Genomic DNA, 24,696 nt, shown 5'->3' on the forward strand with positions numbered 1-24,696 from the left:
GTTTATTTTGCTTACACCGGCGGAATACCATCCGTCGGGTTCTCGTCAAACCCGTGCATGCGCAGAGCCCATTGCAATCCGACCACGGCTCCCTTCACCGGCTGCAGCAGTGCCAGCGAGGCGACGAAGGTGAAGGGCAGATAGGCCGCGAAGCTGATCCAGACCGGCGTCGTATAGTTGGTCTCGATCCACAGAATAGTCGGCACCACGATGTGCCCGACAATGACGATGACGAGATAGGCTGGCAAATCGTCTGCCCGATGCGGCGTGACATCGAGGCCGCAGACGGAGCAGTTATCCGAGGTCTTCAGGAAGGCGCGGAACAGCTTTCCCTCGCCGCAGCGCGGGCAGCGGCCGCGAAAGCCGCGCCTCATCGCAGCAAAGACGTCGCGCTTCTCGACGAGGCCGGTGTCGCGGGTCCAGATCTTCGGCGCCGTGCTCGTCGTCACCATGCCTTGCCCTTCTGGCCCTTGCCCTTGCTTTTTCCCTTGGCCGTTTTCCCCTTGCCGGGCTTCTTCGGCTTGTCCGGCTTGCGCTTCTTGTCGGGACTGCGCCCGGGGTGCGCCTTGAACGAGGGGCGGCGTTGCGGACCGGAGGACCTGCGGCCCCGCGGTGCGGTCTCGCCGGACGAGGACAGCAGCTCGAAGCGCAACGCGCCTGCGATCGGAGCCGCCTCGATCAGGCGGACGTCGACGACATCACCGAGCTGATGCATGGTGCCGCTGCGGGTGCCGACCAGGGCGTGGCGGCCCTCGTCATAGTTGAAATATTCCGTGCCGAGGGATCGGATCGGGATCAGGCCGTCGGCGCCGGTCTCAGCGAGCTTGACGAACAGGCCGGCGCGCGTGACGCCGGAGACGCGGCCCTGGAAGCTCGAACCGATGCGGTCGGCGAGGTGATGGGCGATCAGGCGGTCGACGGTCTCGCGCTCCGCTTTCATCGCGCGCCGCTCGGTCACTGAGATATGAGCTGCGACCTCGCTCAACGTTTCCGGCGTCTCGGTGTCGGGCAGCGCGCCTTCGCCGAGGCCGAGCGCGCGAACCAGCGCACGGTGCACGACAAGGTCGGCGTAGCGGCGGATCGGCGAGGTGAAATGCGCATAGCGGCGCAAATTCAGGCCGAAATGACCGTAATTCTCCGAGGAGTATTCGGCCTGTGCCTGGGCGCGCAGCACGACCTCGCTGACCAGCGGAAAGTGGTCGTGGCCTTCGAGCTGCGCCAGCACGCGGTTGAACAGAGCGGGGCGCAGCGCGCCGCCTTTCGCGAACGGAACGTCCAGCGTCGCCAGGAATTCCGCGAGCGCGTGGACCTTTTCCAGGGTCGGCTCGTCATGCACCCGGTAGATCAGCGGCAGCGACTTCTTCTCGAGCATCTCGGCTGCCGCGACATTGGCGAGGATCATGAACTCCTCGATCAGCTTGTGCGCGTCGAGCCTGTCGGGCACGACGACGCGGTCGACCGTGCCGTCGGGCTTGAGCAGGATCTTGCGCTCGGGCAGATCGAGATTGAGCGGATCGCGCTCGTCGCGCGCGCGCTTGACGCAGGCATAGGCGGTATAAAGCGGCCTCAGGATCGGATCGAGCAGGGGGCCGGTGGTGTCGTCCGGCCGGCCGTCGATCGCGGCCTGCGCCTGGGCATAGTTCAGCTTGGCCGCGGAGCGCATCAGGATGCGGTGGAAGCTGTGCGACCGTTTCCGCCCGTCCGGCGCGATGATCATCCGCACCGCGAGCGCGCCGCGCGGCTCGCCCGGCACCAGCGAGCACAGATCGTTGGAGATGCGCTCGGGCAGCATCGGCACGACGCGGTCGGGGAAATAGACCGAGTTGCCGCGATCGAGCGCGTCGCGGTCGAGCGCGGTGCCCGGCCGCACGTAGAAGCTCACATCGGCGATGGCGACATCGACGATGAAGCCGCCCTTGTTGTTGGGATCGGGATCCGGCTGCGCGTGTACCGCGTCGTCGTGATCCTTGGCATCCGGCGGATCGATGGTGACCAGCGGCACATCGCGCCAGTCCTCGCGCCCCTTCAAATTGGCCGGCTCCGCCGCTTCGGCTTCGCGCTCTGCCGCGGGACGGAATTGTAGCGGGATGTCGTGCGCGTAGATCGCGATCAGGCTGATCGCCTTCTCCGACTTGACCGAGCCGAGCTTCTCCTTGACGCGGCCTGACGCCAGCCCAAAGCCGCGCGAGCGGATGATGTCGACGCTGACGAGATCGCCGTCCTGCGCGCCGTGCGTCTCAGTCGGGGCGATGTTCAGCTCGCGGTCGGCGGACTTCTTGTCGACCGGGATGATCCGTCCGCCGCCTTCGGGCAGGCTGCGGAAGACGCCGAGGATGCGGCTCTTGGTCTTGTCGAAAACCTTGATGATGTGGCCGCGATAGGCCGGGCCTTCGGTCTCGTCGGATCGCTCGACCCGCAGCAGCGCGCGATCGCCAACGCCGGCCGCGGTGCCGGGCTTCGGCCGGCGCGGCATCGTGATGAGGATCTTTGGCGGCTCGCCGCTTTCGACCTCGTCCCATTCAGTGGGGGAGGCGACCAGCTCGCCGTCGGCGTCGCGGCCGGTAATGTCGGCGACCAGCGTCGGCGGGAGGCTGTCCGGCTCTGAAATCGTATGGCGCTTTTTCTTGACGAGCCCGTCGTCGGCGAGCTCGCGCAGCATGCGCTTGAGCTCGATGCGGTCGGCGTTCTTCAGGCCGAACTCGCGTGCAATTTCGCGGGTTCCGACCTTTCCGGGATTTGCCTTGATGAAGGCGACGATGGCTGCCCTGTCGGGAAAGCCACGGTCATTCTTGCGTTTCACTTAGCCTCTATTTGGTGCCGGCACTTTTCTTGGCCGGAGCTTTGGCGCCAGCTGCCTTGGTCGGTGACGTTTTGGCCGTCGACGACACGGCTGCGCGCGCCTTGCTGGTGGATTCGGATTTGGGTTTGGCCGCCTTCTTCGCGGCCGGCTTTTTGGTTTTTGGTGCGGCGTCATCGCCGTCGGCGGCCTTCGCCGCAGCCTTCTTGGCCTTGGCCGGCTTCGCCGCCTTCTTCGGCTTCTTGCCGCCGCCCTTGGCCGCACGCTCGTCGATCAGCGCGATTGCCTGCGGCAGCGTGATGGCGTCTTTCTCGATGTCGCTCGGGATCGTGGCATTGACGCCACCCGCGGTGACATAGGCACCGTAGCGGCCGCCCTTTACCGTGACGGTGCCGAGGGTGGGATGATCGCCGATCGCCCTGCCGGGATCAGCGCCGAAGCGGCGGCTCGGGCCCTTGGCGATCTTCTCCGCGATCAGCGTCACCGCGCGGTTGATGCCGATGTCGAACACCTCATCGCCGGCCTCGAGGCTGGCATAAGTCTTCTCGTGCTTCACGAACGGCCCGAAGCGGCCGAGACCCGCGGTGATCGGCTCACCGGTTTCCGGATGCTTGCCGATCTCGCGCGGCAGCGACAGCAGCTTGAGCGCAAGCTCGAGCTCGACATCTCCAGGGGACATCCCCTTCGGAATGCCTGCGCGCTTCGGCTTCTCGCCCTCCGCATAATCCTTCTGCTCGCCGAGCTGGATGTAGGGGCCGAACCGCCCGGCCTTGACCCAGACATCGCGGCCCGTATCCGGGTCCTGGCCGAGCGAACGATCGGCCGTTGCCTCGCCGTCGGCGGCGAGCTGACGGGTGTAGCGGCATTCCGGATAGTTCGAGCAACCGACGAAGGCGCCGAACTTGCCGGCCTTGAGATTGAGCCGTCCGTTGCCGCAGCTCGGGCATTGCCTGATGTCGCCGCCATCGGTGCGGGCCGGATAGATGTGCTGTCCGAGCATGTCGTCGAGCACGTCGAGCACCTGGGCGACGCGCAGATCCTTGATCTCGTCGACCGCGCCGATGAAACCGGTCCAGAAATCCTTGAGCACCTGCTGCCAGGAGATCTCGTTGTTGGAGATGCGGTCGAGCTGCTCTTCCAGATTGGCGGTGAAGTCGTATTCGACGTAGCGGGCAAAGAAGCTTTCGAGGAACGCGACTACGACGCGGCCCTTGTCCTCGCCGTGCAGGCGCTTCTTCTCGAGCTTGACGTAGCCGCGGTCCTTCAGCACCTGAAGGATCGAGGCATAGGTCGAGGGCCGGCCGATGCCGAGCTCTTCCATGCGCTTGACTAGCGAGGCCTCGGAGAAGCGCGGCGGCGGCTCGGTGAAGTGCTGGGTGACGGCGAGCGACTGCCGCTTCAGCGCATCGTTGGGGCTCATCGCGGGCAGGCGGCGGGAGTCCTCGTCCTCCTCGTCGTCGCGGCCTTCCTGGTAAAGTGCGAGGAAGCCGTCGAACTTGACGACCTGGCCGGTGGCGCGCAGGTCCAGCGTGCGGCCGCCGACCTTCGCCGTGATGTCGACCGTGGTGCGTTCCAGCTCGGCCGATTCCATCTGGCTCGCGATGGTGCGCTTCCAGATCAGTTCATAGAGTCTCGCCTGATCGGACTCGAGCTTGCGGCTCATGCTGTCGGGACGGCGCGACATGTCGGTCGGCCGGATCGCTTCGTGGGCTTCCTGGGCGTTCTTGGCCTTGGCCTGGTACTGACGCGGCGCGTCCGGCACATAGGCGTTGCCGTAATCCTCGCCGATCACCTTGCGGGCCTGGGTGATCGCGGACGGGTCGATCTGCACGCCGTCGGTACGCATATAAGTAATGAGTCCGGTGGTCTCGCCGCCGATGTCGATGCCTTCATAGAGCCGCTGCGCGATGCGCATGGTGTGCGCCGGCGCAAAGCCGTATTTGCGGCTGGCTTCCTGCTGCAGCGTCGAGGTGGTGAAGGGGGCCTGCGGATTGCGGCGGGCCGGCTTGGCATCGACCGCGGTCACCGCGTAGGCGGCTGCTTCCAGCGCCTTCTTGAAGTCTTCGGCTTCCGCGCCGGTGCCGATGTCGAGGCGCTGGATCTTCTTGCCGTCGGCGCCGACGAGACGGGCCTCGAAGGCGTCGCCGCGCGGCGTCAGCAGGGTCGCGATCAGCGACCAGTATTCGCGCGCAACGAACTTTTCGATCTCGAGCTCGCGGTCGCAGACCAGACGCAGCGCCACCGACTGCACGCGGCCCGCCGAGCGGGCGCCCGGCAGCTTGCGCCACAGCACGGGGGAGAGGGTGAAGCCGACCAGATAGTCCAGCGCGCGGCGCGCCATATAGGCGTCGACCAGCGCACCGTCGATCTGGCGCGGATTCTTCATCGCGTCCGTCACCGCCTGCTTGGTGATGGCGTTGAACACCACGCGCTCGATCTTGTGGTCCTTGATCGCGCGCTTCTCTTTCAGGACCTCCAGCACGTGCCAGGAGATGGCCTCGCCCTCGCGATCAGGGTCGGTGGCGAGAATCAGGCGATCGGCGTTCTTGAGGGACTTGGCAATGTCGTTGAGCCGGCCGGCCGCCTTGGGGTCGACCTCCCAGATCATCTTGAAATTGGCGTCGGGATCGACGGAGCCGTTCTTTGCCGGCAAGTCGCGGACATGGCCAAACGAGGCCAGAACCTCGTAGGACGAGCCCAAATACTTGTTGATCGTCTTGGCTTTCGCCGGCGACTCCACAATGACGATATTCATGTAGTTCCAGTAACTTATGGGGAAATTTGGGGCCGAATTCGATGAGATTCGGGTCGGCCCTTTCGTCCCGAACATGGGTGGTGAGGCCGTCGCTGTCAAATCGAGGGCTGTTGAGAGCCCTCCCGATGGGAAAAGTTTCATATCGAGAAAGTTGCAAAATACCACCTTTGAGTTGCGGTCGATGTCGGCGTAATGTTGCCGCGGGGCATGGATTCGGGTGGGGGCTGGTGACTAAGCCAGGAAAGAAACGGGCGGGCGCCGCATCGCGCGCGGGGGGAGGCTTGCGTCACGAGGAACCGGGGGAGGGCGGCGTCGAGGAGGCGGTCGCCTTCATCGCCGAGCAGGTCGGGGCCCTGCGCAAGCTTGCCGAACGGCACAGGCTCGACGTGCTGCATTATCTCCTGGGAATGACCAAGCTCGAGGCGGACGAGCATCTGCGGCTGCGGAGCAAGCGCAGGCTGTCGTGAAGGGGGCGATGTACTGCTCCAACGACGGTGCGGTTAGCCGTTGCGGCTTGCCATTTTGGCCAATCGCAGGCCGAGATATGCGGCCGTGCCGAGGTCGCTCTCCGGCAACGAGCCGTCAATCAAATGCGTCGCCAGGCCAAGCTGGCTGCCCAAACGATTGCGGCCGCTCGGATCCTCGCCACCGGGAATATCCAGTCCGCACCAGAGCATGCCATGCTGCGCGGCCAGAATGGAAAAGTAGGACAGTGTGTGGAGTTGATCGCCGCTTGCGCAGGCGCCCGTGGTGAACCCGGCTGCGATCTTGTTGGCCCAGCGCTGCTGGCTCCATCGATCACTTGAAGCATCGGCAAACGCTTTGAATTGAGCGGCTGGCCCGCCCATATAGGTCGGGCTGCCAAACGCAACTGCGTCGGCGCCATCGATCGTCTCCAGTAAGCTCTCATTCTGAAAGCGGCCTGACACGATGTCGCCGCCGGTGATGCGACACAGCGTGACCTGCGCTTTGCCATCTGCTCCGCGCGCAACCGCATGCGCCAGCTTCTCGGTGGTGCCCGAGATGGAAAAATAGGTGATGGCGAGCAGGGGCATGGTGGTGCCAGTTTGGTGGGACCTCGCCATCTTTGACGCTGTCGATGGCTTGTACAAGTCCGCCACGCCATATTGCGAGTTGGGACGCTCGGGTACATGCCGACCCGCCTTCGATGAAAGTGGGTCAACCTGCGGAGCAATCGCGGGCTGTCGTAGCCGCGAAGACCGAGCGGAATCGGTCGCCAGGACGACGTTGAAGAGACAGCGCACCGCTATCCCGCTGACCGTCGCCGCGGCGCAGGCCGCGGCTTCAGCGAGGTGTCCGTGAGGCTGAGCAATCGCCCGTCCTCCGCGCGCAGTTCGAGCTTCTTCACCGGTCGGCCTTTCTCGCGATCGACCAGGATGGTCGCGATCTCCGACGGGCGATCGTCGAATTCCTCGCTCCATTGGCGCAGCGCTACCAACACCGGAAAGACGCCGCGGCCCTTCGGCGTCAGCACATATTCCTCGTAAGGGCTGCCGTCGGAGGCGGGGGCCGTGGTCAGGATGCCGTGATCGACCAGCGCGCGCAGCCGCGTCGACAAGATGTTCTTGGCCATGCCGAGCTTGCTCTGAAACTCACCGAAGCGGCGCAGCCCAAACAGCGCCTCGCGGATGATCAGCAGGGACCACCGGTCGCCGATCGCCTCCAGCGATCGCGCGATCGGGCAGGCGTCCCCCTCGAAGCTCGTCCGTTTCACCATGATCTGGTCCTTTCGCGATCGCACGGTCCTGTCACCGTTCACGCGCTCTTGTGGTTGCATCTTAAAACCAGGTGGCTTAGATGGCAATCGTAGTTTTATGATGAAACCACTGGAGGCGAACGTGAGACTGAAGAACAAGACGGCCCTGATCACCGGCGGCAATAGCGGCATTGGACTGGCAACGGCAAAGCTGTTCGTGGCCGAGGGCGCCAAGGTGGTGATCACCGGGCGCAACAAGGAGACGCTCGAGGCGGCCGCGAAGGAGCTCGGGCCGAACGCGCTCGCGCTCGCCGCCGACGCCACCGACATTGCCGCGACCGAATCTGCGATCAAGAAGGGCGCCGAAAAGTTCGGCAAGTTCGACATCCTGTTCGCCAATGCCGGCATCGCCGGCGGTACGCCGCTGGGGTCGGCCACGCTGGAGGTCTTCGAGAAGGTCATCAGCACCAATCTGACCGGCGTGTTCTTCACCGTTCAGTCCGCGCTGCCTTATCTCAACGACAATGCTTCCATCGTCCTCAACGGCTCGGTGATCTCCGTGCTCGGCATTCCCGGCTATTCGGCCTATGGCGCCGCCAAGGCCGGCGTGCGGGCGATGGCGCGGATCATGGCCTCGGAGCTCTCGCCGCGCGGCATTCGCGTCAACGTGGTCGCGCCCGGTGCGATCCGCACGCCGATCTGGGGACCCGCGACCGCGACGCCCGAAGCCGAGAAGGCGTTCGAGAAGCGGATCGCGCTGACGACGCCGCTGGGGCGCATTGGTGAAACAGATCACGTCGCCAAGACTGTGCTGTTCCTCGCCTCCGACGATTCCGCGCATGTGCAGGGCCAGGAAATCTTCGTCGATGGCGGCGCGGTTGCCTCTCCGAGCGGCGCGCCGATCTATCGCGGCTGATCAATCTTGGTGCAAATCGGTCGGCGCAGCGGCGAGCGGTTGCGCCGGCCGGTTCCCACGTCTCGCGAGCTGTATTTTCTGAACCTTGCGGGAGGCATTGAACCTTCGCTTGCGCTGCCAAGACACTTTTACGGGCAGGGGGTCACGAAGACTCATTTCAAGGGAGCCCGATATGCCAAAGGCAGCTCGTATTATTTCCCCGATTTCAGCACCGCGTATTTACACCGAAAACTCCGCCGTTCCTGCCAAGCGTTCCGACACCTCCGAGTTCGTCGGGGTCGCTCTTTTCTCCGGCATCGGCCTGTTCGTTTCCCTCGTCGCCGTCATCCTGGGCATTCAGGGCGCCTGGTTTTAGCTTCGCCGATCGCGCACCGGTCGATCAGCCGCCGCAAGCGATGTTGCGGCGGCTGATGATGTGCGCGTTGTCAGGCCGCGCGGAGGGCGGTCGCCGCCTCGAGCGCGCTTGCGAGCGACTTCTCGCGATGCTCCGGCCCGACCTGGATTCCGTCGGCGCTGATGAATTCGGGATGATGAATCCCCATGAAACCGAACACGCCACGCAGATAGCTTTCGAGGTGCTCCAGCGACGCGGCGGGCGAGCCCGCGCCGTAATAGCCCCCGCGCGAAACCGCGAAGATTACGCGCTTGCCGCCGGCAAGGCCCTGCGGGCCGTTGGCCCCATAGCTGAACGTCTTCCCCGCCACCAGGACCCGGTCGATCCAGGCCTTGAGCTGGCTCGGAATGGTGAAATTGTACATGGGCGCGCCGATCACGACGATGTCGGCGGCAAGAAACTCGTCCAGCGCGGCCTTGCTGGCGGCGAGATCGGGGCCGAGCTCCGCCGGCGCAGGCGCGCCTTGCGCGGCCGCCAGATGCGAGCCGGAGAGATGGGCGAGCGGGCTCTGCGTCAGGTCGCGATAGACGATGTCGAGCGATGGCGTCGCCTGCCTGAGACGGTCGACGATGGCGGCGGAGACTTGCCGGGAAACGGAGTGGGGGCCGAGCACGCTGGAGTCGATGTGGAGGAGTTTCATTCGGGATCACCCTGGTATAAGTTTGTAACCAGAGCTACATGAGTGACTATCGAAATCCCGCAAGAACGCACCTTTTTGAGCCATGGGCACATCCCTGAAACCTGCGCACATCGATTTGCCCGCCTCACCAAGGCCGGATCCCAACCATGCGGACTGCCGCGGCGTCGCCTCGATCCTCGCGCGCGTCGGCGACAAATGGAGCGTGTTCGTCATCATGATGCTAAGTGACGGGCCCAAGCGCTTTAACGAGCTCAAGCGCATGATCAATGGCATTTCGCAGCGGATGCTGACCTTGACGCTGCGCGGGCTCGAGCGTGACGGCCTGGTCACACGCACGATCTTCCCGACCATTCCGCCGCGGGTGGATTACGAGCTGACCGATCTCGGCCGGGGACTGCAGCAGCCGGTAAAGGCACTCGGCGAATGGGCGATCACGCATCAGCAGCAGATCGCCGCGGCGCGTACGCGCTTCGACGAGCGGACCACTCCTTAAAGCAGCGAGACCGCCGTGGCGTTCGAGCCGGCCGGCGAGCTCGAGTTCCAAGAGCACGGTACGCACGATGGCCGGCGAGGCGCCGGACATCCGCACGAGATCGTCAATCGTGACAGGGGCAGGGCCGAGCAGGCCGGTGATCTGGTCGCGGTCGTGCCCTTGAGGATCGCTCTCGAACGGCTCGCTGTCGGGCTCGCGCGCGGTACGCATCAGCGGCCGCTCCATGATCGGTGCGACCGCGTTGACGACGTCGGCGGCTTCGGTGACGAGCGTCGCGCCCTGCTTGATCAGATCGTTGGTGCCGGCGGCGCGCGGGTCGAGCGGCGAGCCCGGCACGGCGAACACTTCGCGACCCTGTTCGGCGGCCATGCGCGCGGTGATCAGCGAGCCCGAGCGGTGCGCCGCCTCCACCACGACCACGCCGAGCGCGGCGCCCGAGATCAGCCGGTTGCGGCGGGGGAAGTCGCGGGCGCGCGGCTCGTGGCCGAGCGGCATCTCGGAGATCGTGCTACCCTTGCGGTCGAGGATCGAGGCCAGCAAATCGCCATGCTCCGGCGGATAGATGCAGTCATGGCCGCCGGCGAGCACGGCGATGGTGCCGCTCTCGACGCTGGCGCGGTGTGCGGCCTGGTCGACCCCGCGGGCAAGGCCGGAGATGACGACGAAGCCGGCTTCGCCGAGTTCGCGGGCGAGCTGACCGGCGAATTTCAAGCCTGCACCGGAGGCATTGCGCGAACCGACGATCGCAATCATCGGCCGCATCAGCGTTGCATGGTCGCCGCGCACGGCGAGCAGCGGCGGCGCATCGTCGAGTGTTGCCAGGCGTGCCGGATAACCGTCCTCGCCGGGCGCGAGCCAGGTGATGCCGAACTTGCGGCTCGCGGCGAGCTCGGCTTTCGCCTCGTCGGCGCTACAGATGCGCGCCGATCGCTGCGCACCGCCGCGGCGTGCCAGATCCGGCAGCCGCTCCAGCGCCGCGCGCGCCGTGCCGAAATGCTCGACCAGCGACCGGAACGTGCGCGGCCCGACATTGTCGGACCGGATCAGCCGCAGGCGGTCGATCCTGTCGGCTTCGGTCAGCTCTACACTTGGATTGATGGCGTCCACGGCGGCTCCTTGCAGGGACAGCATGGAACAACCTGAAGGCGTGGGCAACAGCGACGTGCGCTTGCGCGACCTTGCCCCGATGCTAAAAGCGATCCCAATAAGAAGGGTATTGCCATGATCTCACTCGCCGACCTTCAGCGCCGCATCGAAGCGGGCGAGCTTTCGCCCGAGGCCGCCATCGCGCAATCGCATGCAGCCATCGAGGCGCGGGAGAAGGAGGTCCACGCCTTCGTCCGTTACGACAGCTCGGCGAAGGCGCAAGGCGCCGGGCCGCTGCGCGGCATCGCGGTCGGGATCAAGGACATCATCGACACCGCCGATTTTCCGACCGAGATGGGATCATCGATCTATCGCGGCTGGCAGCCGCGCGCGGACGCGCCTGTGGTGATGATGCTGAAGCGGGCGGGCGCCACCATCATCGGCAAGACCACGACCACGGCATTCGCCTCGCGCGATCCGACCCCGACGCTCAATCCGCATAACCTCGGGCATACGCCGGGCGGCTCGTCCTCGGGCTCGGCCGCGGCCGTCGGTGCCGGCATGATCCCGCTGGCGCTGGGTACCCAGACCGGCGGCTCGGTGATCCGGCCCGCCGCCTATTGCGGCACCGCCGCGATTAAGCCGTCGTTCCGCATGCTGCCGACGGTCGGCGTCAAATGCTATTCGTGGGCGCTCGACACCGTCGGTCTGTTCGGCGCCCGCGCGGAAGATCTCGCGCGCGGACTGCTGGCAATAACCGGCCGCACCGAATTCGCCGGCATCGTCCCGGCGAAGGCGCCGCGCATCGGCGTTATCAGGCAGGAGTTTGCCGGCGCCGTGGAGCCGGCCGCCGAGGAGGGGCTGCAGGCCGCGATCAAGGCGGCGACGCGGGCTGGCGCCAGCGTGCAGACCATCGATCTGCCGCAGGCGGTGCAGGAGGCCTGGCGCATCCACCCGATCATCCAGGACTTCGAGGCGCATCGCGCGCTCGCCTGGGAATTTTCCGAACGCCACGATGAGATCGCGCCGATGCTGCGCGCCAGTCTCGATGCGACGGTCGGTCTCACACCCAAGGACTATGACGACGCGCGCCGGATCAGCCGCCGCGGACGCCGCGAGATCGGCGAATTGTTCGAGCGGTTCGACGTGCTGCTGACCTATTCGGCGCCGGGCACGCCGCCGGCCAAGGAGCTCGCGAGCACCGGCGACCCCCGCTACAACAGGCTCTGGACGCTGATGGGCAACCCTTGCGTCAACGTGCCCGTGCTGAAAGCCAATGGCCTCCCGATCGGCGTGCAGGTGATCGCGCGCTTCGGCAACGACGCCCATGCGCTGGCGACGGCGTGGTTCCTGGAGCAGGCGCTGGCGAAATCAGGCTAGCGCAGGTTCGAGAGCGACGATGCGCTGGCCGGATGCGGCCGGCGCTGCGCTGTGATCTGGACCTTGCTTGAGCCAGCGCCCGGCAGCCTCGCGGCCGTTCCGGTGCAGCGCGCGAATGAAGCCGCGGCCGAGATCGGTCGATGAGCGCTGCGCCAGGCCGTCGACGAAATCTTCCGCGGCGATCCTGGAGAGCCGCAACGACGATGCGGCCTGCGATTGCGCCCATTCGATCGCGGCGATCTCGGCATTGAGGGCGGCGTTGGCCGCGATCTGATCCAGCCTGCGGTCGATCGCGGCGAGTGTGATCGGCACGTAGCTGTCGCGCGCCGGCGTGACCTGGACCAGCAGGATTTCGGCGTTCGTCGTGTCCTGCACGAGCCGCAGCAGGGGGGGATTGCCGCCGAGGCCGCCGTCCCAATAAGCCTCGCCGTCGATCTCGACCGCGCAATGAACCAGCGGTGGACAGGTCGAGGCCAGCGCGACGTCGGCGGTGATCACGTCGTTGCGGAAGATCTGCTGCTGCCCGTCGCGGATCCGGGTCGCCGCGATCAGAAGCTTCGGGCAGCGCGGGTCGCGCAAGGCGGAAAAATTGATGTCGCGCGACAGCGCCTGCCGCAGCGGATCGAGATCGAACGGATCGAACTGGCCGGAGCGCAGCGTCGGGCCGAACGCGACCGAGCTTCCCGCCGGCGAGAAGCCGCCGATCAGCATCAGCGATCGGAACGAGGCTTCGTGCATCAGCCGGATCCAGAACCGGTTCAGCCGCGCGCGGGCGCCTTCACGGCCGCCCTCGGCGAAACCGGACGCGAGCAACAGCGCGTTGATGGCGCCGGCACTGGCGCCGCTGATGGTGTCGATCGCGATCGATGGCTCTTCCAGCAGCCGCTCCAGCACGCCCCAGGTGAAAGCAGCGAAGGTGCCGCCGCCCTGAAGCGCCAGCGACAATTTTCGCGGCGGCCATTGCCGCGGGGTCCGATCGTGCGTGACGGGCGCTGCAGTTAGGATTTCGGCTGGTTTCCCCGCTTCCACGATCGGATCGGGCTCGCGCGGTGGAGGTGGGACGGAAGTAGGCGCTGGAGCGACAAGCGGCGAGGGCGCACTAGACCAGATGTCCGTCGTCGAGAGTAGCCGGCTTGCCGCGGTGCAGGCAGCACCTCGCAAATCGCCATCGTCTTGCGCGCTGACAATCTTTTCGCTCATTCTGAGCAACCGCGTAGAGCCATGCCCACGTCAGGGCCAAGCCAGGAACCCGTTCGTCCATACAGCCGTGATTCGGCTGCAAGTTGCGAACACCATTTGAGATATAATGCAGAAGGGGTGCCGCGGTATCCGTGGATTCCCGGCTTATGCCTTCTCGCCGATCCGGCTTTCCTTGCCCGATTGCAGCCGCTTGATGTTCTCGCGATGGGCGTAGAACAGCAGCAGCGTCAGCACCGCGGCCATCGCTGCTAGTGCGAGATGGCCGAACCACCACAGGAACAGCGGCGTGATAAAGGACGCCACCAGCGCAGAGAGCGAGGAATAGCGGGTGGTGAAGGCGGTCGCGAGCCATAGCAGGCAGAACACCAGCGCGGCCGGCCAGAACAGCCCGAGCAGAATGCCGATATAGACGGCGACACCCTTGCCGCCTTTGAATTGAAGCCAGACCGGGAAGAGATGGCCGAGGAAGGCGCCGAGCCCGGCCAGCATCGCGGCGTTGGGACCGGCGATGTAGCCGGCGATCACCACCGCCACGGTGCCCTTGAGCGCGTCGAACAGCAGGGTCGCGGCGGCAAGGCCCTTGCGCCCCGTGCGCAGCACGTTCGTGGCGCCGATGCTGCCGGAGCCGATCGACCGCAGATCCTGCGTGCCGCCGAGCCTGGTCAGGATCAGCCCGAACGGAATCGAGCCGAGCAGGTAGCCGATGACGAAAGCGACCGGCAGAAACAGTTCAAGCGCCATGTCTGCAAATTCCCTGGCTGCAGCTCCGCACGTCAGACATGCTCGTACACTGTCCGTCCGCCGACAATGGTGCGCACCACGCGGCCTGTAAAGCGGGCCTCGTCGAACGGCGTGTTCTTGCAGGGCGATTTGAGGTCGGCGGGATCGACCACCCAGGGCACATCGGGGTCGATCACGATGACGTCGGCGGGGCTGCCCGTGCGCAGGGTTCCGCCAGGCAATCCCAAAATCTCGGCCGGCCGGGTCGACATCGCCCGGATCAGCGTCTTGAGGTCCAATTCGTCATTGTGCACGAGGCGCAGGCCCGCCGGGAGCATGGTCTCCAGCCCGATGGCGCCGGGGGCTGCTTCTGCGAAAGGCAGGCGCTTGACCTCGACGTCCTGCGGGTTGTGGTCGGACATGATGACGTCGACGAGGCCGGAGGCGACGGCGGCGACCAGCGCGCGGCGGTCGTCCTCGGTGCGCAGCGGCGGCGACAGCTTCAGGAACGAACGGTAAGGGCCGATGTCGTTCTCGTTCAGCGCAAGGTGGTTGATCGAGGCTGAGGCCGTCACGGCAAGGCCGGCGTCGCGGGCGCGCTTGAGCACGTCGAGCGACTCGATGCAGGTTAGCGACGCCGCGTGATAGCGGCCGCCGGTGAGCGCGACCAGGCGCATGTCGCGCTCCAGCATCACGGCTTCCGCCGCGTTCGGGATGCCCATCAGGCCGAGCCGCGAGGCGAACTCGCCCTCGTTCATCACGCCTTCGCCGACGAGATCGCGATCCTCGGTGTAGTGCACGATCAACGCGTCGAAATCGCGCGCGTAGGTCAAGGCGCGGCGCATCACCTGCGCATTGCTCACGCTCTTGTCGCAGTCGCTGAAGGCGATCGCGCCTGCTGCCTTGAGGAGGCCGAACTCGGTCATCTCCTCGCCGTGCATTCCCTTGGTCAGCGCCGCCATCGGCTGGATGTTGACGATCGCGGTGTCACGGGCGCGACGCATCACGAAGTCGACGGTCGCCGAGTTGTCGATCACCGGCAAGGTATCGGGCTGGCAGATGATGGTGGTGATGCCGCCGGTCGCAGCCGCCTGGCTCGCGGACGCAAAGGTCTCGCGATGGCTGAAGCCGGGCTCGCCGACGAAGGCGCGCATGTCGATCAGGCCGGGGGCGACGATCTTGCCGGCGCAGTTGACGACGTCGGTGCCCTCGGGGACGCCGGCAGCGCCAATGCCGCGGCGGGTCTCCCGGATGATGCCGTCGGCAATCAGGACATCGCCGGGGCCATCGAAATCCCTGCTGGGGTCGACGAGGCGGGCATTGGCAAGCAGGATGGGTCGGCGGTCGGTCAACATGAGCATCACGCGTTCGGCAGGTTGCGGGCGAGCGCTTCCAGCACCGCCATGCGCACGGCCACGCCCATCTCCACCTGTTCGCGGATCAGGGACTGCGCGCCGTCCGCGACCGCGGTGTCGATTTCGACGCCGCGGTTCATGGGGCCGGGATGCATAACAAGGGCGTCTGGCTTGGCGTAGGCGAGCTTCTTCTGGTCCAGCCCGAAATAATGGAAATACTCGGAGGTCGACGGCACGAAGGAGCCGTTCATGCGCTCGCGCTGGAGCCGCAACATCATAACGATGTCGGCGCCGTTGAGCCCCTCGCGCATGTCGCGCGCGACCTCGACGCCCATCCGCTCGATGCCGGGCGGCAGCAGTGTGGAGGGGCCGACGACGCGGACGCGGGCGCCCATCGCGTTGAGCAGGATGATGTTGGAGCGGGCCACGCGCGAATGCAGCACGTCGCCGCAGATCGCGACCACGAGGCCCTCGAGCCGGCCCTTGTTGCGGCGAATGGTCAGCGCGTCGAGCAGCGCCTGTGTCGGATGCTCATGCGCGCCGTCGCCGGCATTGATCACGGAACCGTCGACCTTGCGGGCCAGCAGTTCCACCGCGCCGGAGGCGTGATGGCGCACCACCAGGATATCCGGGTGCATGGCGTTGAGCGTCATGGCGGTGTCGACCAGCGTCTCGCCCTTTTTGATGGACGAGGAGGACACCGACATGTTCATGACGTCGGCGCCCAGCCGTTTGCCGGCGAGCTCGAACGACGATTGGGTCCGGGTGGAAGCCTCGAAGAAGAGGTTCACCTGCGTCCGTCCACGCAGGACGGTGCGCTTCTTGTCAACCTGGCGGTTGAGCTCGACATATTCTTCGGACAGGTCGAGGAGGCCGGTGATGTCGGCCGCGGAAAGGCCCTCGATGCCCAGCAAATGCCGGTGGCCGAGGACGAAGGTCGATTTCGATGTCATTAAAGCGAGAGCTATAGGCGGGGATGGCCGGGGGGGCAAGGGAGAAAGCCCGGGCGGGGAGTTATCCCCCGATCTGTCGGTCTTATCGCTGGCGTGAGCTGTCCCGGTCTTCTCCGTCATGCCCGGGCAGAAGCGCGAAGCGCGTCTTCGCGCTAGACGTCCCGGGCATCCACGTTCTTAAGGTGCTGTCGCAGAAAAGGCGTGGATGGCCGGGACAAGCCCGGCCATGACGAAGGGGAGATTTCCGCTGAAAACAACTCTAACAGCGCTCTTGGTCGCGGCTTTTGTTTCCGCGGCCCACGCCCAATCGCTTCCCGGCGGTTTCCTCTATTTGCACGACATCGAGCCCAGCATCATCCAGGACATCCGCTACGCCACCTCGAACAATTTCGTCGGCCGTCCGCTCGCCGGCTACGGGGCCGGCGAGTGCGTGGTGAAGCGGGAGGTTGGGCTGCGGCTGAAGGCGGTCCAGCAGGAACTGGCGGCGCAAAATCTCTCGCTGAAAATGTTCGACTGCTACCGGCCGGCGCGGGCCTCGCTCGACATGGTCAGGTGGTCGCAGAACGGCCACGAGACGGCCGCCGAGCGGCGCTACAATCCCAAAATTCCCAAGACCGAGCTGTTCCGCCTCGGCTACATCGCAAGCCGCTCGCAGCATTCGACGGGCGCAGCGCTCGATCTCACGCTGGTCGATCTCAACGCCGACAATTCAGGCAAATACGACCCGTCAAAGTCCTACGCTGATTGCACGGCGCCGGTCGAGGCGCGATTGCCGGAGGGCAGCGTCGACATGGGCACGGGCTATGACTGCACCGACGTGAAAGGGCACACCGCCGCACCGACGATCAGTCCGGATCAGCGCGCCTGGCGCAAGCGCCTGGTGGCTGCGATGGCGAAGCAAGGCTTTGTGAACTATTCGAAGGAGTGGTGGCATTTTTCCCTGCCGGGGGCGGGTGGGGCGGCCTATGATTTCCCGATCCAGCCGCGGCGGAACTGATTCCGCGCCGAGGACACGAGATGACCCAGCCCAGCTTCGCGACCCACGAGGTCTTCAACCAGTCGCCGCCGTTCGAGGACGTCGATCTGTTCGCCGTGGACCAGCCGCTGGTCGCGGCGGTCAGGGCCAATGGCGGTGCAGCGGCGGAACCGGAGCTCTCGGAGTTCGGCAAGCATTGGGGCTCGGCTGCGATGGCCGATCGGGGGCGCGTCGCGAACGAGAACACGCCGAAGCTGCGCACCTTCGATGCCAAGGGCAATCGGCGCGACCAGGTCGAGTTTCATCCGGCCTATCACGAGCTGATGGCTCACAGCGCCCGTGCCGGCGTGCACAATTCGACTTGGACTGCGGATGGAAGACCCGCGGGCGATGCCGCGGAGGTCGTGCGCGCGGCAAAATTCTACATGGCCTCGCAGGTCGAGACCGGCCATCTCTGCCCGATCACGATGACGCGCGCCTCCGTGGCGGCGCTGGCGACGCAGCCTGATCTGCTCGCCAAGGTCATGCCGGTGCTGTCGACGAAAAGCTACGATCCCACCTTCGCGTCGTGGTGGGAGAAGCGCGGTATGACGCTCGGCATGGGCATGACCGAGAAGCAGGGCGGTACCGACGTGCGCGCCAACATGACGCGCGCGGTGCGCGACGGAGGCGCCTACCGTATCACCGGGCACAAATGGTTCATGTCGGCGCCGATGTGCGACGCCTTCCTGGTGCTGGCGCAGGCGGACCAGGGACTGACCTGTTTCTTCATGCCGCGCTTCGCGCCGGATGGTTCGGTGAACGCGATCCAGTTCCAGCGGCTGAAGGACAAGCTCGGCAACCGCTCCAATGCGTCATCCGAGGTCGAGTTCGTCGGTGCCTATGCGGAAGCCGTCGGCGGCGAGGGCAAGGGCATCCGCACCATCATCCAGATGGTGCAACTGACGCGGCAGGATTGCGCGATCGCCTCGGTCGGCCTGATGCGCTCGGGGCTCGCGCACGCGCTGCATCACGCCCGGCACCGCAGCGTGTTTCAGAAGCGTCTCGCCGATCAGCCGCTGATGCAGGCGGTACTCTCGGACATGGCGCTGCATGTGGAGGCGAGCACGGCTGTGGTGATGCGGCTCTGCCGCGCCTTCGATCGGACGCCGCACGATCCGGCGGAGGCCGCCTACATGCGGCTGCTGACGCCTGCGATCAAATACTGGACCTGCAAGAGCGCGCCGCCGTTTCTCTACGAAGCCATGGAATGCCTCGGCGGCAACGGCTACGTCGAGGACGGCATTCTGGCGAGGCACTACCGGGAGGCGCCGGTCAACGCGATCTGGGAAGGCTCGGGCAACGTCATGTGCCTCGACGTGCTGCGCGCGCTCTCGCGCGAGCCGGAGGCGGCGATGGCGGTGCTGCAAGCGCTTGCTGCCGAGACCAAAGGTCTGCCGGGGGCAGACGATGCCGTCTCGTTCATCGGCAAGGCTTTCCGGCGCGCCGATGGCGAGCGCGTCGCGCGCCTTGCGGTCGAGAACCTGGCGCTGCTTGCGGCCGCCGCCGCGCTCAACGGCGTGTCACCGCGTCAAGCAGAACTGTTCGCCACCACGCGCCTCGCCACGAACCACGCCAGCATGTACGGCGCGGTCGAGCTCGAGAGCGGCGACGTGTGCACGCTGCTGGAGCGGGCGCTGCCGTGAGCCTGCCAAACGAAAGCCTCCTGATGGACTCCCTCAATCCCGATCTGCCGCCGCTCACCGAGACGCCGGCGCCGCCGCGAGTCTGGAAGTTCTGGGGCACGGCGCTGTGGGGCATCGCTATCTTCGCAGCCATGTTCGTCGGGCAGATCGGGGCCATCGTCTATCTGGTCTGGGTCGCCCGCGACCCAATCGACCTCGCATCGATGCAGCACATCGGTCGCGAGCCGGCGTCGCTCGCGTTTTCGGTCACGATGGGCCTGCCGGCGACGATGGCCGCGGTGTGGCTGGCCATCCGCATCAAGAAAGCCTCCTTCGTCGACTATCTCGCGTTCTATTGGCCGTCCTGGAAGCAACTCCTGTTCGGCGCCGTCGGGCTGATCCTGATCGTGGTCGCCTGGGAGACGATGTCGCGGAGTCTGGGCCGCGAGGCGACGCCTGGCTTCATGACCGACCTGTTGAAATCCGGCCGCGACAAGGGCGCGGCATTGATGCTGCTGTTCGCCTTCAGCGTGGCAGCGCCGATGTCCGAAGAGGTCCTCGCCCGCGGCTTTCTGTTTCGCGGCTGGGCGGCGAGCTTTCTGCGCGTGCCCGGCGCCATCATCCTGTCGTCGCTGGTGTGGACGGTCGTGCATCTGCAATACGACCTGTACTTCCTCGCCGAGGTCTTCTCCATCGGCCTGTGGTTCGGATACATGCGCTACCGCAGCAGCTCGCTTTGGCTCACGATCGTGCTGCACGCGCTGAACAATCTGACGGCAGTGGTGCTGACGATGTGGCTGGGGAGTTAGGTCACCAGCGCGATCGCGATCGGCATGGTGATCGCCGCCAAAATCGTCTGCAGCGTGATGATCTGCGCCAGCAGCGGTGCATCGCCGCCCATCTGGCGGGCCAGCACATAGGCGCTGGTCGAGGTCGGCACCGCGGCGCAGATCGCGACGATCGCGAGGCTGTCGCCGGACAGTCCGAACCAGACGGCGAGCACCAGCGCGATCACGGGCATCAGTACCAGCTTGAACACCACGCCGATGGCGGCGCCCACGCTGGGGCGGAGCAGGCCTTCAAGATGCAGTCCGGCGCCGGTGACGAGCAGGCCGATGGCGAGCGAGGAGCGGCCGAGTGCGTCCGCCACGTCATGCCAGATCTTCGGCAACGGCAGGTGGATGACGTTGACGACGAGCCCGATCACGCAGGCCCAGATCAGGGGATTGCGGACAACCGTCATGACAACGGTGCGCGCGGATTGCTTCTTCGGCGCTGCGTAGTGGGCGAGCACCGCGACGCTGAGGACGTTGACCAGCGGAATGATCGCCACCATCGCGACGGAGGCGAGCGCCAGCCCGACCTCGCCGAACATATTGGCAGAGACGGACAGCGCCACATAGGTCTGCCAGCGGATCGCGCCCTGGAAGATCGAGGTGAAGGCGGGGCCGTCGATATCGAGCCGCGACAGGGCGGGGCGGAGCGCGAGGCAGAGCAGCGACATCGCGAGCGCCGACAGCAGCAGCGCACCGCCGACCCCTGCGACCGGGACCTTGGACAGGTCGGCCTTCACAAGCGTCTGGATCAGCAGCATCGGAAACAGCACGAAATAGGTCAGCCGCTCAAGCCCGTTCCATTGCGTATCGAGCCGCATCAGGGTGCGCTTCAGCACCACGCCGAGCACGATCAGGATAAAGACGGGGAGGAGCGCCGCGATCACGACGGCCATGGATCAGTCAGGCCCCGGGGCTGCGCGCAGATTGGCGAGGCGGTCGAGCGCGCCTTGCAGGATGAAGATCGCGGCGTGCTCGTCGATCACTTCGGCGCGCTTGGCGCGGCTGACATCCATGCCGATCAGCTCGCGCTCGACCGCGGCGGTCGACAGGCGCTCGTCCCAGAGGCCGATGGGCAGCGCGGTCAGGCCGGCGAGGTTTCGGGCAAACGCCCGGGTCGATTGCGCGCGCGGGCCCTCGCTGCCGTCCATGTTGATGGGCAGGCCGAGCACGAAGCCGACGGCCTTGCGTTCACTGGCGATCGCGAGCAGCCGGGCGGCATCCTGCTTGAACGCCTTGCGCTGGATCGTTTCGACGCCGGTAGCCAACCGGCGGTCCGGATTGGAGACGGCAACGCCAATTGTCTTGGTGCCGAGATCAAGGCCGACCAACCCGCCGCGTTCGGGCCAGTGGGTTGCAGCATCGACGAGAGGCAGGATAAGAGCCGGCATGGTGTTAGCGCATATCACGCGTCGCGCTACGGAGTGAACCCGGAACATGGATGCGCTGACATTATTCGGCTTGTTCGCCGTGACAACGATGCTGGTCGCTTACGCCCTGGAAGACCGCAGCCACTGGTTCGTGCTGATGTTCGCAATGGCCTGCGTGCTCGGTTCGGCTTACGGCTTCCTGCAAGGGGCCTGGCCGTTTGGCGTGGTCGAGGCGATCTGGGCCGTCGTGGCGCTGCGGCGCTGGCGTCTCAGGCCGGAGAGACAGGCCGGGCGAGGGCGTCTGCGGACGGCAGGGTCCTCGCCCGGGTATCGGATCAACGGATCGCGATCGGGTTGATCATTGCCTGCACGCCGCCGGTCCAGCGCGGCTGGCCCAGCACGAACAGGAATTCGTAGCCCTTGTCCCTGGCAAGCGCGGCCGTATCCATGTTCTCGAGAATGTAGGTCCCGTTCATCGCGAGCAGGATCTGGTGCACCTCGAACACGTTCTTGGACTCGAACGGCAGCACCTCGAGCGCCCAGGTGTCGGCGCCGATCGCGACGACGCCCTTGCTGGTCAGGTATTTTGCCCCTTCGACGCCCAGACCGGGCTCGCCGGCCGAATAACGCTTGTCGTCCTTGCCGATCAGGCTGAGCCAGCCGGTGTGGAAGATGACGACGTCGCCCTGGCGGATCTCAACGCCCTGCTTCTTGGCGACTTCGTCGATCTCCTTGACGTTGAAGGCGGTGCCTTCCTTCACGATATCGGCGTTGTAATAGGCGGCCATATCGAGCAGCACGCCGCGAGTGACGATCGGCGGCACCTTCTCGATGCCGAGCTTCTTCAACCCGGTGGGATCGGCGAAGTCGGCGAGCTTGTTGCCATTGTAGTAGACGTGCTCGACGCCGAGATGGCCGAGGCCGTCGAGCTGGCTGCCGATGCCGACCCAGGTGTCCAGGATGTCGTCGTTATAGGTCGCCTTGTTCGGCCCGAGACCGGCGATGCCTGCCTGTCCCGGCTGCACCACGGTGATCTTGAAGCTGCGCGGCGGATAGGCCGGCGTGCTGGACGTAACGGGGATGCCGAGTGCGTAGGTCTTTCCGGTCTTCACCAGAGATGCAGCCTTCAGCACGAGTTCAGGCGTCATGTAGTTGGCGGCACCGATCTCGTCGTTCGGTCCCCATTTCGACTTGGTCCAGTCTTGTGCGCTTGCTGTTTCGATCGTCGCAGACAACGCGGCGACACAGCACAACACGAGTGTATTGCGCATCGATAGTCCTCCCGATGTTTTTGCCGATGTTTGGCTTCGTTATGATTTCGCGCTGGCCAGTCGCTCATCCTAACGTAGAAAAGCCGTCGGCTTCAAAACTTTTCGCGGTGACATGCTGCGGCGGCTGAACGCAGCGCTCCGTGCGCAGCGTCGATTGAATCAAGTACGACAGATTTGTGACAGTGAATTTCGCGCGGTGGAACGCGCTGGCATCTCAGGCCGCGATGAATTCGTCGTCTTGTTTCAGGCAGGCGGCAAACCCGTTCAGTGCACTGGTTTGATGTCCGGCACGACGCTGGATGAAGAGCGTCTCGACCTGCGCGTGCGAATGGCTCAGCGCGTGGATCGAGACGCTGCCGTTGATCGCACTGCGTTCGACCACGGCGCGCGGCAGCAGTGTCACGCCCATGTCGGCGGCGACACAGCCGATCATGCCGTCGAGCGTGCCGAGTTCGAAGCGTGCGGCTGACGGCCAGCCGAACTCGACAAAGATCTGTTCCAGCCGCTGCCGGTAGGTGCAGCCCGTGCGGAACGTCAGTGCGGTCGGGCCCGAGTCCGGCGTGCCGGCGCGCAGCTCGGCGAGCGTGGCCCAGCGCCGCGCACTGACCAGCACCAGCTCTTCGCGGAACGCGCTTGTCGCGGTGAGATCGGCATGCACGATCGGGCCTGCGACGAAGGCGCCGTCGAGCGTGCCTTCGAGCACGCAGGCGACGAGGTCGGCCGTGGGTGCGGTGCGCAGGCTCAGCCGGACGGCGGGAAAGCGGCGATGAAAATCGGCCAACAGCGGCGGCAGCCGCACCGCCGCGGTCGTTTCCATCGAGCCGATCGCGAGCGGTCCCTTGGGCTCGCCGTCGTCGCAGGCCGCGAGTACGGCCTCGCGCGCTAGTGCGGACATCCGTTGCGCGTAGGGCAAAAGGCGCTTGCCCGCGCCGGTCAGGGTCATGCCGCGGCTATGGCGTTCGAACAGCGGCGTGCCGATCTCGGCTTCCAGTGCCTTCACGCGCTGGGTGACGTTCGACTGCACCGTGTTGAGCTCTTCGGCAGCACGGGTGATGCCCCCGGTCCGGGCGACGGCAGCGAAGGTCTGGATGTCGCTGAGTTCCATAATATCGTTTCTCTTTTGAGATGGTAGCGTTCGTTAGAATTCAATTTTAGAGAATGGTATTCTGGACTAATGTTTGTGTCGAGAGCGGAGGAGCCATGCCGATCACCACGCCGCTGACCCAGCTCCTGGGGATCAAACATCCGATCCTGCTGGCTCCAATGGACACGATCGCCGGCAGCCGGCTGACACGGGCTGTCAGCGAGGCCGGCGGCTTCGGGATCCTGGGTGGTGGCTACGGCGATCAGGAACGGCTCGAGGCCGAGACCAGGCAACTGAGGGGCTTTGCTTCGTTCGGTATCGGCTTCATCACGTGGAGCCTGGCAAGACAGCCAAGACTTCTCGACATCGCACTCGACGCCAATCCGCAAGCGATCATGCTGTCATTCGGCGATCCCGCACCATTTGCAGCGCGCATCAGGGCGTGCGGGGCGCGCTTGATCTGCCAGGTGCAGAGCGAGGACATGGCGAAGCAGGCGCTCGATGCCGGTGCGGACATCCTGATCGCGCAGGGTACCGAAGCCGGCGGTCACGGCGCATTGCGCACAACCGTCGATATCGTACCTGCGATCGTCGATCTCACGGCCGGCCGCGTGCCGGTGGTTGCCGCCGGCGGAATTGCCGATGGTCGCGGGCTCGCCGCGATGATGATGCTGGGCGCCTCCGGCGTGCTGATCGGCACGCGCTTCTATGCGAGCGTGGAGGCCAATGGCGCGGAGGAAGCCAAGCAGCGCATTCGCGACGCTGATCCCAATGACACGGTGCGCGGCGTCATCGTCGACTGGTCGCGCAGCCTGTTCTGGCCGGCCCCGTTCACCGCGCGAACGCTGGTCAATGATCATATCAGGCGCTGGACCGGCCGCGAGGTCGAGCTGATGCAGCGCGCCGCCGAGGTGACCGTCGAATATGCCGCGGCAAGGGCCGCTGGCAATTTCGAGGTCGCCGCGGTCTTTGCCGGCGAGGCCGTCGGCCTGATCAATGATATTCCGTCCGCCGCCGAAATCGTCGAACGGATCGCGACCGAGGCCGAGAAACTGCTAACCAGCCGGCGTAATTCCAGCGTGTCCGCCTAAA

Annotated in this window: 23 protein-coding genes and 2 pseudogenes; 10 read left to right on the top strand and 15 right to left on the bottom strand. The window is 65.7% G+C overall.

Features of this window, described 5'->3' with window-relative positions:
* Nucleotides 1-11 precede the first annotated feature (11 nt).
* Genes RX329_RS20085 through topA form a run of 3 tightly spaced genes read right to left on the bottom strand, consistent with a single transcriptional unit; the run spans nt 12 to nt 5,552 of the window.
* Nucleotides 12-452, bottom strand: coding sequence for a DUF983 domain-containing protein (locus RX329_RS20085; protein ID WP_085395631.1), 441 nt, complete (start codon nt 450-452; stop codon nt 12-14).
* Nucleotides 446-2,800 (bottom strand): ribonuclease R, encoded by a 2,355-nt coding sequence (gene rnr / locus RX329_RS20090; protein WP_085395632.1) that lies wholly within the window; start codon nt 2,798-2,800, stop codon nt 446-448. Before rnr ends, RX329_RS20085 begins: the two co-directional genes overlap by 7 nt.
* 7 nt (nt 2,801-2,807) lie before the next feature.
* Nucleotides 2,808-5,552: a type I DNA topoisomerase gene (gene topA / locus RX329_RS20095; RefSeq protein WP_094183575.1), complete on the bottom strand. Its 2,745-nt coding sequence runs from the start codon at nt 5,550-5,552 to the stop codon at nt 2,808-2,810.
* Nucleotides 5,553-5,833: 281 nt separating this feature from the next.
* Here topA and RX329_RS20100 point away from each other — a divergent pair, with 281 nt between their 5' ends.
* Nucleotides 5,834-6,019 carry a hypothetical protein gene (locus tag RX329_RS20100; RefSeq protein WP_018458332.1) on the top strand — a complete coding sequence of 62 codons (186 nt, stop codon included), beginning with the start codon at nt 5,834-5,836 and terminating at the stop codon, nt 6,017-6,019.
* A gap of 33 nt (nt 6,020-6,052) precedes the next feature.
* Here RX329_RS20100 and RX329_RS20105 read toward each other — a convergent pair whose 3' ends face one another.
* Nucleotides 6,053-6,637 carry a flavodoxin family protein gene (locus RX329_RS20105; RefSeq protein ID WP_245329522.1) on the bottom strand — a complete coding sequence of 195 codons (585 nt, stop codon included), beginning with the start codon at nt 6,635-6,637 and terminating at the stop codon, nt 6,053-6,055.
* A 182-nt stretch (nt 6,638-6,819) separates the two neighbouring features.
* Nucleotides 6,820-7,290, bottom strand: a complete 471-nt coding sequence (locus RX329_RS20110; RefSeq protein ID WP_085395655.1) for a winged helix-turn-helix transcriptional regulator — start codon at nt 7,288-7,290, stop codon at nt 6,820-6,822.
* Nucleotides 7,291-7,411: 121 nt separating this feature from the next.
* On the opposite strand from RX329_RS20110, the gene RX329_RS20115 reads away from it, so the two are divergent.
* Together RX329_RS20115 and RX329_RS20120 are read left to right on the top strand one after the other, a co-directional pair.
* Nucleotides 7,412-8,185, top strand: a complete 774-nt coding sequence (locus tag RX329_RS20115) for an SDR family oxidoreductase (protein ID WP_166517487.1) — start codon at nt 7,412-7,414, stop codon at nt 8,183-8,185.
* A 172-nt stretch (nt 8,186-8,357) separates the two neighbouring features.
* Nucleotides 8,358-8,540 (top strand): hypothetical protein, encoded by a 183-nt coding sequence (locus tag RX329_RS20120; RefSeq protein WP_018458328.1) that lies wholly within the window; start codon nt 8,358-8,360, stop codon nt 8,538-8,540.
* A 70-nt stretch (nt 8,541-8,610) separates the two neighbouring features.
* Here the strand turns inward: RX329_RS20120 and RX329_RS20125 are convergent, their stop codons facing one another.
* Nucleotides 8,611-9,219: an FMN-dependent NADH-azoreductase gene (locus tag RX329_RS20125; RefSeq protein ID WP_018458327.1), complete on the bottom strand. Its 609-nt coding sequence runs from the start codon at nt 9,217-9,219 to the stop codon at nt 8,611-8,613.
* Nucleotides 9,220-9,301: 82 nt separating this feature from the next.
* On the opposite strand from RX329_RS20125, the gene RX329_RS20130 reads away from it, so the two are divergent.
* Nucleotides 9,302-9,712 carry a winged helix-turn-helix transcriptional regulator gene (locus RX329_RS20130; protein WP_018458326.1) on the top strand — a complete coding sequence of 137 codons (411 nt, stop codon included), beginning with the start codon at nt 9,302-9,304 and terminating at the stop codon, nt 9,710-9,712.
* A 9-nt stretch (nt 9,713-9,721) separates the two neighbouring features.
* On the opposite strand, the pseudogene dprA reads toward RX329_RS20130, so the two are convergent.
* Nucleotides 9,722-10,843: pseudogene (dprA, locus tag RX329_RS20135) on the bottom strand (DNA-processing protein DprA); the annotation flags it as partial.
* A 90-nt stretch (nt 10,844-10,933) separates the two neighbouring features.
* On the opposite strand from dprA, the gene RX329_RS20140 reads away from it, so the two are divergent.
* On the top strand, nt 10,934-12,178 hold the full coding sequence (locus RX329_RS20140; protein WP_018458324.1) for an amidase: 1,245 nt from the start codon (nt 10,934-10,936) through the stop codon (nt 12,176-12,178).
* Here the strand turns inward: RX329_RS20140 and RX329_RS20145 are convergent.
* The 4 genes from RX329_RS20145 to RX329_RS20160 all read right to left on the bottom strand — a co-directional run bounded on the left by RX329_RS20145 (nt 12,170) and on the right by RX329_RS20160 (nt 16,406).
* Nucleotides 12,170-13,378, bottom strand: a complete 1,209-nt coding sequence (locus RX329_RS20145) for a patatin-like phospholipase family protein (protein WP_085351405.1) — start codon at nt 13,376-13,378, stop codon at nt 12,170-12,172. The genes RX329_RS20140 and RX329_RS20145 overlap by 9 nt on opposite strands.
* Nucleotides 13,379-13,522: 144 nt before the next feature.
* Nucleotides 13,523-14,119 carry a glycerol-3-phosphate 1-O-acyltransferase PlsY gene (gene plsY / locus RX329_RS20150; RefSeq protein ID WP_085351406.1) on the bottom strand — a complete coding sequence of 199 codons (597 nt, stop codon included), beginning with the start codon at nt 14,117-14,119 and terminating at the stop codon, nt 13,523-13,525.
* Nucleotides 14,120-14,151: 32 nt separating this feature from the next.
* A complete protein-coding gene (locus RX329_RS20155) occupies nt 14,152-15,459 on the bottom strand; it encodes a dihydroorotase (protein WP_198959261.1) in 1,308 nt (435 codons plus the stop codon).
* On the bottom strand, nt 15,459-16,406 hold the full coding sequence (locus RX329_RS20160; protein ID WP_007603315.1) for an aspartate carbamoyltransferase catalytic subunit: 948 nt from the start codon (nt 16,404-16,406) through the stop codon (nt 15,459-15,461). Before RX329_RS20160 ends, RX329_RS20155 begins: the two co-directional genes overlap by 1 nt.
* Nucleotides 16,407-16,632: 226 nt before the next feature.
* On the opposite strand from RX329_RS20160, the gene RX329_RS20165 reads away from it, so the two are divergent.
* From RX329_RS20165 to RX329_RS20175, 3 genes are read left to right on the top strand one after another with little or no spacing between them, the layout of a single operon-like run.
* Nucleotides 16,633-17,403, top strand: coding sequence for a M15 family metallopeptidase (locus tag RX329_RS20165; RefSeq protein WP_085351450.1), 771 nt, complete (start codon nt 16,633-16,635; stop codon nt 17,401-17,403).
* Between the two features lie 20 nt (nt 17,404-17,423).
* Nucleotides 17,424-19,067, top strand: coding sequence for an acyl-CoA dehydrogenase family protein (locus RX329_RS20170; protein ID WP_085395635.1), 1,644 nt, complete (start codon nt 17,424-17,426; stop codon nt 19,065-19,067).
* A 23-nt stretch (nt 19,068-19,090) separates the two neighbouring features.
* Nucleotides 19,091-19,855, top strand: coding sequence for a CPBP family intramembrane glutamic endopeptidase (locus RX329_RS20175; protein ID WP_085395656.1), 765 nt, complete (start codon nt 19,091-19,093; stop codon nt 19,853-19,855).
* Here RX329_RS20175 and RX329_RS20180 read toward each other — a convergent pair.
* Both RX329_RS20180 and ruvX read right to left on the bottom strand, forming a co-directional pair.
* On the bottom strand, nt 19,852-20,775 hold the full coding sequence (locus RX329_RS20180) for an AEC family transporter (protein ID WP_085351408.1): 924 nt from the start codon (nt 20,773-20,775) through the stop codon (nt 19,852-19,854). The two genes, RX329_RS20175 and RX329_RS20180, sit on opposite strands and share 4 nt — an antisense overlap.
* Before the next feature lie 3 nt (nt 20,776-20,778).
* Nucleotides 20,779-21,270, bottom strand: a complete 492-nt coding sequence (gene ruvX / locus RX329_RS20185) for a Holliday junction resolvase RuvX (protein ID WP_007603328.1) — start codon at nt 21,268-21,270, stop codon at nt 20,779-20,781.
* Nucleotides 21,271-21,316: 46 nt separating this feature from the next.
* Between ruvX and RX329_RS20190 the strand changes: the two are divergent.
* Nucleotides 21,317-21,526, top strand: a pseudogene (locus tag RX329_RS20190) (hypothetical protein); the annotation flags it as partial.
* 58 nt (nt 21,527-21,584) lie between these two features.
* Here the strand turns inward: RX329_RS20190 and RX329_RS20195 are convergent.
* Together RX329_RS20195 and RX329_RS20200 are read right to left on the bottom strand one after the other, a co-directional pair.
* A complete protein-coding gene (locus RX329_RS20195; RefSeq protein ID WP_085351410.1) occupies nt 21,585-22,520 on the bottom strand; it encodes a cyclase family protein in 936 nt (311 codons plus the stop codon).
* A gap of 214 nt (nt 22,521-22,734) precedes the next feature.
* On the bottom strand, nt 22,735-23,625 hold the full coding sequence (locus tag RX329_RS20200; protein WP_085395636.1) for a LysR family transcriptional regulator: 891 nt from the start codon (nt 23,623-23,625) through the stop codon (nt 22,735-22,737).
* A 95-nt stretch (nt 23,626-23,720) separates the two neighbouring features.
* Here RX329_RS20200 and RX329_RS20205 point away from each other — a divergent pair, with 95 nt between their 5' ends.
* Nucleotides 23,721-24,695: an NAD(P)H-dependent flavin oxidoreductase gene (locus RX329_RS20205; protein ID WP_085395637.1), complete on the top strand. Its 975-nt coding sequence runs from the start codon at nt 23,721-23,723 to the stop codon at nt 24,693-24,695.
* Nucleotide 24,696: the final 1 nt, after the last annotated feature.

It is taken from the genome of Bradyrhizobium sp. BWC-3-1 (genome assembly GCF_032917965.1).
GTDB lineage: Bacteria > Pseudomonadota > Alphaproteobacteria > Rhizobiales > Xanthobacteraceae > Bradyrhizobium > Bradyrhizobium canariense_D.

What these genes read in the sequence shown, in the direction of transcription:
- RX329_RS20200 (WP_085395636.1), bottom strand. Translation starts at nt 23,625, where the DNA reads ATGGAACTCAGCGACATCCAGACCTTCGCTGCCGTCGCCCGGACCGGG.
- RX329_RS20105 (WP_245329522.1), bottom strand. Translation starts at nt 6,637, where the DNA reads ATGGCGAGGTCCCACCAAACTGGCACCACCATGCCCCTGCTCGCCATC.
- RX329_RS20205 (WP_085395637.1), top strand. Translation starts at nt 23,721, where the DNA reads ATGCCGATCACCACGCCGCTGACCCAGCTCCTGGGGATCAAACATCCG.
- RX329_RS20155 (WP_198959261.1), bottom strand. Translation starts at nt 15,459, where the DNA reads ATGCTCATGTTGACCGACCGCCGACCCATCCTGCTTGCCAATGCCCGC.
- RX329_RS20160 (WP_007603315.1), bottom strand. Translation starts at nt 16,406, where the DNA reads ATGACATCGAAATCGACCTTCGTCCTCGGCCACCGGCATTTGCTGGGC.
- RX329_RS20140 (WP_018458324.1), top strand. Translation starts at nt 10,934, where the DNA reads ATGATCTCACTCGCCGACCTTCAGCGCCGCATCGAAGCGGGCGAGCTT.
- RX329_RS20130 (WP_018458326.1), top strand. Translation starts at nt 9,302, where the DNA reads ATGGGCACATCCCTGAAACCTGCGCACATCGATTTGCCCGCCTCACCA.
- RX329_RS20085 (WP_085395631.1), bottom strand. Translation starts at nt 452, where the DNA reads ATGGTGACGACGAGCACGGCGCCGAAGATCTGGACCCGCGACACCGGC.
- RX329_RS20120 (WP_018458328.1), top strand. Translation starts at nt 8,358, where the DNA reads ATGCCAAAGGCAGCTCGTATTATTTCCCCGATTTCAGCACCGCGTATT.
- RX329_RS20165 (WP_085351450.1), top strand. Translation starts at nt 16,633, where the DNA reads ATGACGAAGGGGAGATTTCCGCTGAAAACAACTCTAACAGCGCTCTTG.
- topA (WP_094183575.1), bottom strand. Translation starts at nt 5,552, where the DNA reads ATGAATATCGTCATTGTGGAGTCGCCGGCGAAAGCCAAGACGATCAAC.
- RX329_RS20180 (WP_085351408.1), bottom strand. Translation starts at nt 20,775, where the DNA reads ATGGCCGTCGTGATCGCGGCGCTCCTCCCCGTCTTTATCCTGATCGTG.
- plsY (WP_085351406.1), bottom strand. Translation starts at nt 14,119, where the DNA reads ATGGCGCTTGAACTGTTTCTGCCGGTCGCTTTCGTCATCGGCTACCTG.
- RX329_RS20175 (WP_085395656.1), top strand. Translation starts at nt 19,091, where the DNA reads ATGGACTCCCTCAATCCCGATCTGCCGCCGCTCACCGAGACGCCGGCG.
- RX329_RS20125 (WP_018458327.1), bottom strand. Translation starts at nt 9,219, where the DNA reads ATGAAACTCCTCCACATCGACTCCAGCGTGCTCGGCCCCCACTCCGTT.
- RX329_RS20110 (WP_085395655.1), bottom strand. Translation starts at nt 7,290, where the DNA reads ATGGTGAAACGGACGAGCTTCGAGGGGGACGCCTGCCCGATCGCGCGA.
- RX329_RS20195 (WP_085351410.1), bottom strand. Translation starts at nt 22,520, where the DNA reads ATGCGCAATACACTCGTGTTGTGCTGTGTCGCCGCGTTGTCTGCGACG.
- RX329_RS20145 (WP_085351405.1), bottom strand. Translation starts at nt 13,378, where the DNA reads ATGAGCGAAAAGATTGTCAGCGCGCAAGACGATGGCGATTTGCGAGGT.
- ruvX (WP_007603328.1), bottom strand. Translation starts at nt 21,270, where the DNA reads ATGCCGGCTCTTATCCTGCCTCTCGTCGATGCTGCAACCCACTGGCCC.
- RX329_RS20170 (WP_085395635.1), top strand. Translation starts at nt 17,424, where the DNA reads ATGACCCAGCCCAGCTTCGCGACCCACGAGGTCTTCAACCAGTCGCCG.